Raw genomic sequence first — 13,010 nt, forward strand, 5'->3', positions numbered from 1 at the left:
CTGAGAGCGCTCGCACGACGATGCGCTATCTGCGGACGGCGGCCCCGAAACAACATGAGCTTTCACGAGTACACGACCCGATTTTTCTCAACTCCGATTGAATCTGGTGCCAAGGTACAGCCAGCGCAGGTGCGCCCAAACCCCATCGCCGCAGCGCTAACCGTCGTTAATTTCGTCGTGCGTGCCTTTGTTTTTCCGAACGCAGATGACAATCCGTTGATTTGTTGTTGTCCGGGCGCAAGCCTGCATAGCGCCACGCGCTAGCTATCCTTGCCAGCAACCTCCAAGACGATTGCATCAGAAAACTTGCATCTGCCGGGGTGGGACGGCCATCACACCGACAGCCAGACGTGCCTATGCCGAGGTATGAACGGGCTGAGCGATTGTTCTGTGATTGCGGCGTGAACAATGCCGGATCTGAGGAACGCTAAACGGAGAGTTCAGAAACCCGGCGACCATCCATGGTCTCCTCAACAGTCCGGCCAGTCCTTCGCTCAGGAAATCATGACCGAAAGTATTGGACGAACGCGCCCTAGGCACAATGGCTCACGTCCCACCACGGCCGGCATATTTCAACCCGACCCGACGCATTCGAAAAGCCACAGTCGTGTCCTGGCTTTGCTCGATGCCGCCGACGCGCTGAAGCAGCTTTCCCAACGCCAGGAGTCCTCGTCATGGCCGACCTTTCCGAACCCGAATCCGGCAGCGCCGAGCACACATTGCCCGCCGAAGCGCCGGCCGCCGTCGAGGTTGACGTCTCCTCAGTTGCGCCGGGAATGTCGCTGGTCGTGCAATGGCGCGGCAAGCCGGTGGTCGTGCGCAACCGCACCGAGCAAGAGATGAAGGACGGCGAGGCAGTCAATCTCGCCGAGCTCAAGGATCCGATCGCCCGCAATGCCAATTTGCCCGCAGACGCGCCGGCGACCGACGCAAACCGCACTGCGCCAGGTAAGGAAGCCTGGATAGTGATGGTGCAGGTCTGCACGCATAGCGGCTGCATCCCGGTTGGCCAGCAGGGCGACTTCGGAGGCTGGCTCTGCCCATGCCACGGTTCTCAATACGATAGTGCAGGACGCGTCCTTAAGGGTCCAGCGCCGGAGAACATGTTGGTGCCGGCGTTCCAGTTCATTTCCGACACCAAGATCCGTATCGGCTGAAGCATAGGCAGGTTACCATGAGCGACAAACATTCGACATATGTGCCGAAAACCGGCATCGAACGCTGGTTCGACGCCCGCCTGCCGTTGCCACGGCTGGTGCATGATTCCTTCATCGTTTATCCCGTCCCGCGCAACCTGAATTACGCCTATACGTTCGGCGGCATTCTCACGGTCATGTTGGCGTCGCAGATCATAACAGGTGTCGTGCTGGCGATGCATTACGCTCCCGACACGGGGCTGGCTTTCAATTCGGTCGAAAAGATCACGCGCGATGTAAATTCTGGCTGGCTGCTTCGCTCCCTGCATTCGAACGGAGCATCGTTCTTCTTCATCGCCGTCTACCTCCACATCTGCCGCGGGCTCTATTACGGTTCGTACAAGGCGCCGCGCGAGTTTCTATGGGTGCTCGGCTGCACCAATCTGCTGTTGATGATGGCGACAGCCTTCATCGGTTATGTGCTGCCCTGGGGCCAGATGTCATACTGGGGCGCTACCGTCATCACCAACTTCTTCACGGCAATCCCGCTGGTCGGCGACTGGATCCAGCAGCTGTTGCTCGGCGGCTTCGCTGTCGGCAATCCGACGCTGAACCGTTTCTTTGCACTCCATTATCTGCTGCCATTCATGCTTGCAGGCGTGGTGACCTTGCATATCTGGGCGCTTCACGTGGTCGGCCAAAACAATCCGACGGGGGTTGAGGTGAAATCCAAAACCGATGTCGTCGACTTCACGCCCTACGCCACCGTCAAGGATGCGGTCGGCATCATCGTGTTCTTGTTTTTCTTTGCCTATTTCGTCTTTTATCTGCCGAACTTTCTTGGCCATCCGGACAACTACACGGTGGCCAACCCACTGAAGACGCCCGCGCATATCGTGCCGGAATGGTACTTCCTGCCGTTCTACGCAATCCTGCGGGCCATCACCTTCAATGTCGGACCGGTGAATTCCAAACTTGGTGGCGTGCTGGCGATGTTCGGCTCAATCGCCGTGTTGTTCCTGGTGCCGTGGCTCGACAGCTCCAAGGTGCGCTCGGCGGTCTATCGGCCCTGGTACAGGCTGTTCTTCTGGATATTCGTGGCCGACGCGCTCTTTCTCGGCTGGCTCGGCTCACAGCCGGCGGAAGGCGCGTACGTGGTCATGTCCCAGCTTGCGACGCTTTACTACTTTGCATTCTTCATCATCGTCATGCCGCTGCTTGGGCTGATCGAGACACCACGTCCTTTACCGCATTCGATCACCGAAGCGGTCCTCGAAAAGAACAAGGCCAAGCGGCGGGCGCCCGGTCCGGAGATCCGACATCCGTCGGAAGGGCGCTGAACATTGCGAATATGCTCGATCTGGATCCGTCATGAACTGGTGGAACTCGCCTCTGGTCTACATCGTGTTGATCGGCCTCGCCGGGATCGTCGTTTGGGCCCTCATCCCCAGACGTTTCGCCAATGCGAGGCTGATCGTCCAGCTTGGCTTTTTCCTTGCCATGTCGGTTATCGTTCTCGCCCTGCGCGTTGTCCCGTACGAACCTGCGGGGGGCGAAGAGGCAAGCGGCGGAGCGATCCTGATCGGGTCAGTCAAGCTGCTCTGGTGGGTTCACCTTGCCTGGGCGCTAATCGGATTTGTTCGTATTTATCTTGTCTTCGAGCGAAAGCCGCGCGAGGCACGTCTCCTGCAGGACGTCGTAGTCGGCATCGTCTACACCGGAATGCTGCTGTCGATCCTGGCGTTCGTCTTCTCCGTGCCAGTCGGAACGTTGATCGCCACCTCGGGGGTATTTGCCGTCATCCTGGGACTTGCGCTCCAGAATACGCTTGGCGACGTATTTTCAGGAATCGCGCTTAACCTCGGTCGCCCTTACGTGCTTGGAAACTGGATTGTCCTGAGCGACGGAACAGAAGGGCGCGTTGTCGAGACCAATTGGCGGTCAACCAACCTGCTTACCCCAGCTCACAATGTCGTCGCGCTGCCCAACAGTTTTCTCGCCAGGATCGGAGTGACGAATGTCAGCGGTCCAGACGAGAGCCATGGACTCGCCGTGACGATCAAAGTGGTACCGACGAAGATGCCGGCGATCATCCTTGATACCATGCGTTCCGTCCTGCTGAGTTGCAATTCGATCATCCAGGATCCTTCGCCTTCGGTTGCCATCAGAAGCCTGGATGCTGCGGCAATCGAAATCGAGCTCTCGTTTCGCGTCGCAAGTCTCGACCAGCGAATTAGCGCTCGGAACGAAGTTTTCGATCTCATCTATCGCCATTCAAAGTCAATCGGCATGCTGCTGGCTGAGCCGCTTTCGGCGTCGATTGCCATGACCAGCCGGCCAAGCGACGATAAGGCAGCCTCTGACAGCTTCACCCCGATCGAACTGATTAAGTCCATACCGATTTTCTCGGCGCTGACGGATGCCGAGCAGGAGGCGCTTGCCGCGATGACCTCGGTCCGCCGCTACCGCAAGGGCCAAATCATCGCAAGGCAGGGAGAAATGCTGCCGTCCCTCATGATTGTTCGGACCGGCGTCATCGCCCGGCAACGTGGCCAGGACGATGCTCACCCCCTGGAAATCGGCCGGCTCGCACCGGGCGACTTCTTCGGCGAGACAGGCTTGCTCGCCGGGATCGGCGAGGAGTCGACATTGCGAGCAATGACCCATGTCGCGGTTTATGAGATAGACCAGAGAAGCATCGCGCCGCTGCTGCTCGACAGGCCTGAAATAGCCGAAGATCTTGCCGCGATCCTGGCGACGAGGGTGTCGGCCTTCGGCGACAGCGGCATTCCAGGACGCCAGCACGCGAGCTCCAAGTTCGCGCTCCTTACAGCCATTCAGGCAGCCTTTCGCGCCGCTCCGTTCAAGCATGCTGGAGCGCCTGGCCGAGAGGTCAAACAGAAGGATCAACATCCATGACCATCCGCCAAGGCGATATCGCTGGCATCGAGGCACTCATCCAGCCGAGCGTCCGTGAGTTCGCGGACGGCTTGAAGGTACGGCGTTTGTTGCCCTCCTCGAACCGCCTGATGATCGGGCCCTTCATCCTGTTCGATCATTTTGGTCCGGCTGTATTCGACGCGGGTCGCGGTTTCGACATGCGACCGCATCCGCATATCGGCGTTGCGACTTTGACCTACCTGATCGATGGAGAGATCGTTCACCGGGACAATCTCGGCGAGGTGCGGACCATCCGTCCCGGCGAGGTCAACTGGATGACGGCCGGGTCGGGCATCGTCCATTCCGAGCGCACGCCGCCAGAAGTCCGAGCGTCGGGGGGCAATCTCTTCGGCGCTCAGGCGTGGATGGCCCTTCCCTCCCGATATGAAGAAATTGCGCCCAGCCTTGCGCATTACGGCGCTGCCGAAATCCCGAGGATCTGTGCCGACGGGGTCGAGTTCACTTTGATCGCTGGCGCATCCGACGGCCTGGTCTCGCCGGTAAGGACCTTCTCCGACACGGTCTATGCCGAAATTGTGCTGACGAGCGGCGCGCGATACCAGGTGAAACCCGAACATGTCGAGCGCGCGATCTACGTTGCCGCCGGCGAGGTTGGGATTGTCGGCCAGGACGGAACGTTCCATGAGGCCGATTTGATAGCTCTGGCGCCCGGCACCGAGATCGTGCTCCAGGCGCCTGCCTTTCATGCGGCAAGACTGATGCTGATTGGGGGCGAGCCGCTTTCAGAACCACGTCACATCTACTGGAACTTCGTTTCCTCTTCTGCCGAACGGATCGCGCAGGCGAAGATAGATTGGCGCGAAGGCCGCTTCCCCGGCGTGCCAGGCGAGCACGAATTCGTACCCCTGCCAGACGACACCTGAGCGTGGGAATGAGGTAGTGATAGTTCACCGGTGCGCAGATTGGCTGCCGCCATTCCCACCCCAGCGCCCGCAAGATGCCTCTCGTTGGCGACGCTACGACATCGGGTTGAGTTCGTTCATCGTGTCCTCGTCGAGCAAACCGTCGAACCACACGTCAAAGATGGTCTCGAGCAAGAACTCGTCGTTGCTCGCTTCGGAAAACAGCGTCAGAGAGGCGTGTAATTTCTTCGCGTCAACATCACCGAAAACAACGTGAGCGCTTGAGCCCGAGAGCCGTTGCAGTGCCCCGATGCATTCCCGATAACGACCTCCCAGTATCGGAGATGACAGATAGGCGCTCGCTTCGTCGAGCGATGTGATCGCATATGGCGCAGGCGCGGCGTCGCTTCGGTTGACAGCCAACCTTGGGAAGATGAACTCCATATAGGAAGTGCACATCATTCCTTGGCGCAGAATACCTAGCGCATCTTCATAGACAGCGTCCTGCGCTCTGACGAACCTCTGCAAATTATACTCGTCGCTCATTTCAGATCATGCCTTTTTTCGCAACCAGCCTGTAACTATCCGTCGACGACATCGACATATTCCGGCTGCTTTGCGAAGAACCGGCTCATGAAGGGGCATTTCAAGATCGCTTTTCGGCCGGTTTTGCGCAGCAGTTCAAACGTACCCTGAGCCAATCGCGTTGCGATCCCCTGTCCGGAAAACTCCGACGGGACTTCGGTGTGTATGAGAACAATCTTCCCGCTCTCGATCCTGTAATAGGCCGCAGCGAACAGTTCATCGGCGATCGGCAACTCGAAACGATGCTGTTGAGTGTTCTCGATGACTTCCGTATCCATCTTTAACTCTCGATTGTACACTGGTTGGTCGGTATTGGTGGTTGCCGAGGCAGGTTGGTCGGTCGTTGGCCCTCATCGTATTGCGGGCAGCCGCAACGTCACGGCAGTGCCCGACCCGAGCTCGCTTTCGATGTCGACACTTCCCCCCGCCTCCTCGGCGAAGCGCTTCACCATTGGCAGCCCAACGCCGCCGAGGCCTCCACCTTTCGTAGTGAAGAAAGGATCGAATGCGCGCACCATAGTCTCGCTGGTCATTCCAATTCCGTTGTCGGCGACACGAACATCGATCCGACCGGCCGTGGAACTTTCGGACGCTAAGGAGGCATCGATCGAGATCAGGCCGCCGTCAGGCATCGCATCGCGTGCATTGAGCAGAAGGTTCAGAACCGCATTTTGAAGTCCAATCGGATCGCTCTTTACCCGAGGCAGATCGGAGCCGACCCGAACCTCGAGACGCAAATTGGCACCCCAAGCGCTTCGAACGACGGATTCGACCTCAGCCAGGCAGGCGCCCACGTCCGCATACTCGATTTCGGCGTGGATTTCTCGGGCTACGCCGATGGTCTGCCTGACAAGGCCGCCAGCTCGTTCCAAGGCCGTTTTGGCGCCGGTAATTACAAGCCCAAGATCTGGAGCCGCCGAGACGTTCGGGTCACGGGCCAGGTGGTTCAACGCCGATGAGGCGACCTGGATGAGATTGCCAAGGTCATGAACGATGCCGGCTGTCGATATCTGCACGGGTAGGCCGGTTCGCGGAATATCGGCAGGCCGGTCGAAGACGTCTTCCTTTAGTTCTGAGCGTGACATTCCATTCCCCCGGTTGCTCGGTCGACTCTTGGTTGCTGGAAGAAGCTTAAATGAAGGGCATCTGTGGTCGATTGGGTCGAGGAAGAGGGCGAGCAATACCGTGGTATATGTCGTGCTATCGCGTCGCGGGGCCCAGCGATCATGTTGACGAGCACGAGGAACAAGAGATCGCCCGGAGTGGGCTTGCTGTGGCCGGCCCGGTGCCTTGCTCCTGCATCACTGGTAGCCGATCCCGCCGATGTAGTTGGCCAAGAGTTGCTCCTGGAGCTCCTCTTGATCGAAGAGCGCCTTCATTGCATCACGGATATCAAGCACGCCTATCGGTTTCTGGTCCGCCCCAAGTACCGGCACATTCTGAAGGCCTCGCGCGGCCATCGTCTGCCAGACTGAATGGACGTCGTCGTCGGGACCGCAGGAGACGATGGATCGGCTCATCAACGTAGCAACGGGCGCTTCTGTTGGCCCTGAATTGGCCAGATGGCGGATGATATCGGACTTGCTCAGCACACCTGCCGCCTGCCCGTTGCCGTGGCAAACGACGACCAGGCCTGTTGCTGGTTTGGAAAGCGAGAGTGCGGCACCGCGAAGCGGAGCGTCGACATCGATCACTGAGAGGCGGGCCGACGTTATTGGATGCAGACTGTCAATGCGCATGACGCCCTCCTGAAAGCGCCTCGCGGCCACAGCCGGGAGGTTGGGGTTCGATGTTTTCCTCACTCCTGGAAGGGAGCGTTCATCACGGAATCAACTGCCGAAGGAGCCCTGTAGCCGGGGACAAAGCGTTCGCCGAAATCCCGGGCAAAGTTGTCGTAGGTGGTTTCGCGACTGACATTCGCGATCTGACAAAAGCATCGCGTCATCCGCCGCTTCATTCCAAGCCGTGGGAATTCGCCGACGATCCTTGCCATCTCGGTGGAAGGGATGAGCTTATATTGCAAGCCGACGACATCGAGGCAGATGCCGGCTGTGCACAGCGCCACCTCGGCTTCTTTGTAGAGGCCGATCGACGGTGTCGAGTTGAGGGCGACGCTGTCCCAGATCAGTTGAGCGCGACGTTCGTCGAAGCCGCCGTCCCGGACGAAGGTTCGAGCCAGATCGGCGCCCTCCACTTCGAAACGGCGCGGCCCGGCAAAGTGCTCATTGAGCGTGATGTCATGCAACAAGGTTCCGACAGCGACAACTTCCGCGTCGTGCTCGACATTCTGAAGCTGTCCGATCCTGGCCGCGAAAAGCCAGGATCGGACCACGTGATTGAACAAGTAGGGTTCACATCGCTGACGAGCATATTCGATCGCGCGGCCAACAATCGGCGTGTCGGGGAGCGAAACTCCTGCAAGCGTGCGCCTGCCGATCGCATCCATATCGGTGACCTTCCTTTACGCCCGACGACTAGCCCGATTTCATTTCGCGTATGTCGTCAGGTCCTTCTCGTTGGTATCGACAACGAAGATCGCAAGCAGGCGGGCGCGTTCCGTCTTGCTGGCGTTTTCGCTGACCGCGTGACGGTCGCCGGGAAATTCCGAGAAACTTTCGCCGGCACGATAGGTCTTCACCGGTCCTTCGTTGACCTGGCTTCGGATCGCCCCCTCCAGCACCGTCGCATAGATAAACGCGGATTTGGGATGGGTATGCGCCGGCGATGTACCGCCCGGTGCGTACTCGACGAGCACCGCTTTCATGCTCTTGCCGGACACGTTTGGAAGAGCCTGGTCGTAGACAAGCTTTACGTCCGCGTCATCGGCTCTCGCCGCGGTGACGGAGGTGGCAATGAGCGCTGCGCAGAGAAGTGTCTTGATCATGTCTGGTCTCCTTGTTGGAATATGCATGGCTGGGGAACGCCGATCCGATTGGTCACAAGACCGGCGTTAGCTTTGTTTGTTTATGTCGGCGGTGTGTACCGGCTGAGCCAGTCATCGAAATGCACGGCGCCGATGTGCGCATTCTCGCCGGGAACAAGCGTTCGATCGTCGATTGCCACTTGACCATAGTAGAGAGCACCAGGATCCGCGACGACCTTGCGGGGGTCGTTGGTGGCCTTCAGAAAGCGACCGACGAAGATCGGAAGAGCACACGTCTNGTGGCAAGCGCGACGTCCGCCATTGCATCGGCGACATCATCGGCCGCCATGGGTTGGAAGTACGCCGGTGACATATGGATGGTATCGCCGACGGCGCCGGTGTTTGCGATGGCGGCTGTGAATTCGAAGAATTGTGTAGCGTGGACGATCGTGTATCGGATTCCGGATTCCTTGATCAGTTTTTCCTGGAGCAACTTGCCGCGGAAATAGCCCATGCCCTGCAGCCGGTCGGTGCCGACGACTGACAATGCCACGTTATGACGGACGCCGGCGGCGGCTTCGGCTGCAAGAAGATTACGCCCGGACGCCGCGAAGAATTCCAGCGCGGCCTTCTCCTCGAACGACGGCGAGTTCGCAAGATCGACGACGACCTGCGCCCCGGCAAGTGCGGCGGCCACCCCTTCTCCCGTGACGGTGTTCACTCCGGAGTTCGGCGACGCCGCAAGCACGTCGTGCCCCTTTTTCCGCAGTCGTTCCACAGTCTTCGAACCGATCAGCCCGGTTCCGCCGATGACGACGATTTTCATTTCCAATCTCCTGGTTGGGCGTGTTGATTTGCGTTGTTGATCGGACGCAGGCGTTTTCAGCCAGTTACTGACTGGCCGATGCAGCAGCATCCTCGATAAGAGACGTGACCTCGTCGGGATGCGAGACCATGAGGGCGTGGGAAGCCCCCTCGACGACGACGGTTTTTACGGCATGCGCGCGCTTGGCCATGAAGCCCATGACGGCTGCGGGGATATTTCGGTCATCCGTGCCGTAGATCATGTAGGACGGCAGCGTCTTCCATGAGGCAACGCCCGAGGCCTCAGCCAGAGCTGCCTGTGCGACGGGGCGTTGAGTGGCGGCCATTAGCGACGCCTGTTCTTCCGGGACATCGGCGGCGAACTGGGCGCGGAACTTGTCGGGCTGGATGAAGAGATCCTGGCCGCCGCCCGGCAACGCGACTGGAGCAAGCGCGCTCGCCAAAGTGCTGCCGGGAAACATGCCAGAAAGCGTCAGGCTCGATTCACCGGTCTCCGGCGCGAACCCAGCCACATAGACCAGGGCCTTCACATTGGCATTGCCGTTGGCGGCCTCGGTGATGACTGGCCCGCCATAGGAATGACCCACCAGAACGACCGGCCCGGGGATCGACCGGAGGATGGCCGAGACTGCCGAGGCATCGCTGGCGACGCCGCGGAGCGGATTGGCTGCGGCCTTGGCTATATAGCCGTCCCTGTTGAGTTTGGTGATGACCGCATCCCAGCTCGACGACTCGGCGAAGGCGCCGTGCACCAGCACGACCGTCGGCTTGGCCTTTGGGCCGACCGGCTGCGCCATCGCGGTGCTCGATAAGGCAATCGCCGCTGCGAGCGCCAGGATCCTGGTAATGTTCGACATTGCTTTCTCCTTTGCCGGCCTTTCATGACCTATGCGCAGAAGAATGCGCCGACCCGGCGCGCCGACCTATTATGCGGAATGGTCAGTCATGTGATGCCAAGGTCCAGGGTAGGTCATCGCTGAGATCAGGTGACCGGTGGCATGCTGCAGCGGATGGCCGGCAGCGCTGGAATGTTGCCGGGGCGGCGGCCAATAAAGATCCATGCAAGTGGCTGCTTCCAAACACCACTTCGCTCCGACGAATGTTCAGCGCACTGCGCTCCCGTCAACGACATTGTCCCTGCCCTTCGGCTTGCATCGCTCAATGCCAACGTATGGGTCACACAGCCGGATCGTCTAATCGTCTTGCGGAAGCGAGGCTTTATATCTGGATGGGTGAAGACTACCAAGATAAAGATGGAGTTACCAAAATGAAAATGACAGCTCTTGCTGCCGCCGCTCTTGTTGTTACAGCAGGAAACGCAATTGCCGGAAGCGACCACTATGGATCAAACGGAGCCCAGCAACCTGCAACTGCGTCTGACAACACGTATACCTCCTCGACCAGAAAAATGAACAACGATACCGGCATGCCGAAAACCGTTCGCAAGCCCGTTTCCAACGACGAACATGGCCAAGGCATCTGGGGTCACTGATCCTGACCGACACAAAATTAAAGGGCCGGGGCGCAACCTCGGTCCTTCGGCGGCATCTGAGTTACTTCCTTGAGAGGTGAACCGACCTCTCTTGCCAGCCGATCCCTCTGCCAGCGTCCGTGACGGCTTCTATCGGCTTGATTTGTACTACCACGACGAATGTTCTCGCCTTCGATCCGGTGCCCACCGCGCGACGCGGTCGACGTCACTGCCGGTCTTAGGGTTCGGATGCGCACCCGGTGGGTGAGATCGTGGAATAAGGGCGTGGCGACGGCGGACAGCCGAGCAAGCGCGACTCAGAGCAACGCCATTCCGCCGTCAACCCGCAGGTTGATACCCGTGACAAAGCTGCTCGCGTCCGAGGCAAGGAACAGGGCGGCCTTTGCCAACTCTTCCGGCTGTCCCATACGACCCAGGGGTATTGCTTCCGCCATCGCCTTTTCGAACGGCCCCCGCTGTTCAAACGGTAAGCCTAGCTTTTCGAGAATAGCCGTATCCACCGGACCTGGGCTGAGCACGTTGACTCGGATGCAACGAAACTTCAGTTCGATCGCCCAGCTGCGCGCGAACGCATTAATCGCCGCCTTCGAGCCAGCATAGACAGCATGGCCGTCCAGGACTTTCTCGCTGGCCAGCGACCCCGTGAGGATGATTGCGCCGCCGTTCCGCATGATCGGGATCAGCTTCTGGACACCGAAGAAGACGCCGCGCGTATTGACGGCAAACTGCGCGTCATATTCTGCCTCGGAGACTTCGGCCGAGTGTGTGATGGTGTTTAAGCCGGCGTTCGCCATATAGATGTCGAGCGCCCCGAACCTTTGGCGGATCTGCTGCGCTACGTCGTCATGGTGCGCCACATCGGCCACATCTCCTTGAATCCCCAGCGCGCCTGCCCCGATCTGTGCGATCGCCTCCTCGACCGCCTGCTGCCGGCGGCCGGTGATGACCACTTGCGCGCCCTCGTCAGCAAAGATTTTTGCAGCCGATAGTCCGATTCCACTGTTTCCGCCGGTGACCACAGCGATTTTACCTGACAGTGTGCCCATGTCGTTTCTTGCCTCCGGAATATTGGCACTGGCCTGCTGGACGCCGGCGAGTGCAGCAGCGGCGTGCAGGCTGCGGCCGGAGCTCTCCGGAACTCGAACGGCCGCAGCTGCCCGCAACAACGCCTGGTCGTGATCGCGGGAAGCTATCCTTTGATAAAGGCGAGCAGGTCGGCATTGACCTGATCCTGGTGCGTGGCCGTAATCCCGTGGGGCGCACCGGGGTAATATATTTCCTTTGCACCCCTGATCAGCCGCGCCGACTTGACTGACGAATCCTTGACCGGGACGATCTGGTCGTCCTCGCCATGCAGGATCAGCGTCGGTATATCGAACTTCTTGAGGTCCTCGGTGAAATCGGTTTCGGAGAACGCTTTGACGCATTCATATGCATTCACGAGACCGACCTGCATGCTCCAGAGCCAGAACTGATCCAGAATCCCCTGGGAGACCTTGGCGCCTGGCCTGTTTGCACCATAAAACGACGGTGCGAGGTCCAGGTAGTGCTGTGAGCGATCCTTGAGGAGGCCAGCCCGTATTCCATCGAACACATCAATCGGCAGGCCCTCCGGATTGGCCGGCGTCTTCACCATGATCGGGGGGACGGCAGCGATGAGCACAGTCTTGGACACCCGCTTCGTCCCGTGCCGTCCGATATAGCGAGCGACCTCGCCTCCTCCGGTGGAATGTCCGACCAGCGTGACGTCCCGCAGATCAAGCGCATCGATCACCGCTGCGAGATCGTCCGCATAGCCGTTCATGTCGTTGCCGGACATGGCCTGACTGGAGCGGCCGTGGCCGCGCCGGTCATGCGCAACCACACGAAAGCCGTTATGGGCAAGAAAGAGCATCTGCCCGTCCCAGGCGTCCGAATTCAGCGGCCAGCCATGCGAGAAGGTTACAACCGGCCCCCTGCCCCAGTCCTTGTAGTAGATTTCGGTGCCGTCCTTGGTCGTGATTGTGCTCATAGTCCTGGTTCCTTTGTCTTGGTGGATGGCGGCGTTTGGCTTTCGGCCCGCGGTAGATTGCGAAGCGACCGGCAGTCCGGCGGTAGCGGCGAGGATCAATCCGCCCACCAAGACGTCACGGCGGGATGCGCCAATCGTGAAAAGTCCATCCCTGCTCACCGTGTCCATCCCTGATGCTTGGCCTTCAACAACTACCATCACGATCATCGATCCGACCTGCATGGTCGCTTTCGGGGAGGGCGAGCGAAGGGGCGGGCGACACTCGACGATCGTGATGGCTTGCGAGGAAGATTGC

Annotated in this window: 13 protein-coding genes and 2 pseudogenes; 5 read left to right on the forward strand and 10 right to left on the reverse strand. The window is 59.5% G+C overall.

What is annotated here, in order from left to right; genetic code table 11:
- Positions 1-731: 731 nt before the first annotated feature.
- The 4 genes and pseudogenes from petA to X744_RS158935 all read left to right on the forward strand — a co-directional run.
- Positions 732-1,157, forward strand: a pseudogene (petA, locus tag X744_RS158950) (ubiquinol-cytochrome c reductase iron-sulfur subunit); the annotation flags it as partial.
- Between the two features lie 17 nt (positions 1,158-1,174).
- A complete protein-coding gene (locus tag X744_RS158945) occupies positions 1,175-2,476 on the forward strand; it encodes a cytochrome b N-terminal domain-containing protein (protein WP_023758813.1) in 1,302 nt (433 codons plus the stop codon).
- Between the two features lie 31 nt (positions 2,477-2,507).
- Positions 2,508-4,055 (forward strand): mechanosensitive ion channel family protein, encoded by a 1,548-nt coding sequence (locus tag X744_RS158940; protein WP_023758814.1) that lies wholly within the window; start codon positions 2,508-2,510, stop codon positions 4,053-4,055.
- The gene (locus X744_RS158935; RefSeq protein WP_023758815.1) at positions 4,052-4,960 is read left to right on the forward strand and encodes a pirin family protein; all 909 of its coding nucleotides are present in this window, start codon (positions 4,052-4,054) and stop codon (positions 4,958-4,960) included. The genes X744_RS158940 and X744_RS158935 overlap by 4 nt, the downstream gene beginning before the upstream one ends.
- A 93-nt stretch (positions 4,961-5,053) precedes the next feature.
- On the opposite strand, the gene X744_RS158930 is transcribed toward X744_RS158935, so the two are convergent.
- The 8 genes and pseudogenes from X744_RS158930 to X744_RS158900 all read right to left on the reverse strand — a co-directional run bounded on the left by X744_RS158930 (position 5,054) and on the right by X744_RS158900 (position 10,069).
- Positions 5,054-5,485 carry a DUF1810 family protein gene (locus X744_RS158930; RefSeq protein WP_023758816.1) on the reverse strand — a complete coding sequence of 144 codons (432 nt, stop codon included), beginning with the start codon at positions 5,483-5,485 and terminating at the stop codon, positions 5,054-5,056.
- A 35-nt stretch (positions 5,486-5,520) separates the two neighbouring features.
- Positions 5,521-5,802 carry a GNAT family N-acetyltransferase gene (locus X744_RS158925; protein ID WP_023758817.1) on the reverse strand — a complete coding sequence of 94 codons (282 nt, stop codon included), beginning with the start codon at positions 5,800-5,802 and terminating at the stop codon, positions 5,521-5,523.
- 72 nt (positions 5,803-5,874) lie between these two features.
- Entirely contained in the window at positions 5,875-6,705 is an 831-nt protein-coding gene (locus tag X744_RS158920; protein WP_245266559.1) for an ATP-binding protein, read from the reverse strand.
- A 120-nt stretch (positions 6,706-6,825) separates the two neighbouring features.
- A complete protein-coding gene (locus X744_RS158915; protein WP_023758819.1) occupies positions 6,826-7,218 on the reverse strand; it encodes a CBS domain-containing protein in 393 nt (130 codons plus the stop codon).
- A gap of 104 nt (positions 7,219-7,322) precedes the next feature.
- Positions 7,323-7,970: a hypothetical protein gene (locus tag X744_RS158910; RefSeq protein ID WP_023758820.1), complete on the reverse strand. Its 648-nt coding sequence runs from the start codon at positions 7,968-7,970 to the stop codon at positions 7,323-7,325.
- Positions 7,971-8,009: 39 nt separating this feature from the next.
- Positions 8,010-8,408, reverse strand: coding sequence for a cupin domain-containing protein (locus X744_RS158905; RefSeq protein ID WP_023758821.1), 399 nt, complete (start codon positions 8,406-8,408; stop codon positions 8,010-8,012).
- An 80-nt stretch (positions 8,409-8,488) separates the two neighbouring features.
- Positions 8,489-9,213, reverse strand: a pseudogene (locus X744_RS01000000169565) (NAD(P)H-binding protein).
- Between the two features lie 64 nt (positions 9,214-9,277).
- The gene (locus tag X744_RS158900; protein WP_031260090.1) at positions 9,278-10,069 is read right to left on the reverse strand and encodes an alpha/beta hydrolase; all 792 of its coding nucleotides are present in this window, start codon (positions 10,067-10,069) and stop codon (positions 9,278-9,280) included.
- A gap of 371 nt (positions 10,070-10,440) precedes the next feature.
- Here X744_RS158900 and X744_RS1000000171900 point away from each other — a divergent pair, with 371 nt between their 5' ends.
- The gene (locus tag X744_RS1000000171900) at positions 10,441-10,704 is read left to right on the forward strand and encodes a DUF680 domain-containing protein (protein WP_245266561.1); all 264 of its coding nucleotides are present in this window, start codon (positions 10,441-10,443) and stop codon (positions 10,702-10,704) included.
- A gap of 296 nt (positions 10,705-11,000) precedes the next feature.
- Here the strand turns inward: X744_RS1000000171900 and X744_RS158895 are convergent, their stop codons facing one another.
- On the reverse strand, positions 11,001-11,750 hold the full coding sequence (locus tag X744_RS158895; protein ID WP_023758824.1) for a glucose 1-dehydrogenase: 750 nt from the start codon (positions 11,748-11,750) through the stop codon (positions 11,001-11,003).
- A 143-nt stretch (positions 11,751-11,893) separates the two neighbouring features.
- Positions 11,894-12,883 carry an alpha/beta hydrolase gene (locus X744_RS158890; protein ID WP_023758825.1) on the reverse strand — a complete coding sequence of 330 codons (990 nt, stop codon included), beginning with the start codon at positions 12,881-12,883 and terminating at the stop codon, positions 11,894-11,896.
- Between the last annotated feature and the right edge of the window lie 127 nt (positions 12,884-13,010).

The organism is Mesorhizobium sp. LNHC252B00 (genome assembly GCF_000502955.1).
Lineage (GTDB): Bacteria > Pseudomonadota > Alphaproteobacteria > Rhizobiales > Rhizobiaceae > Mesorhizobium.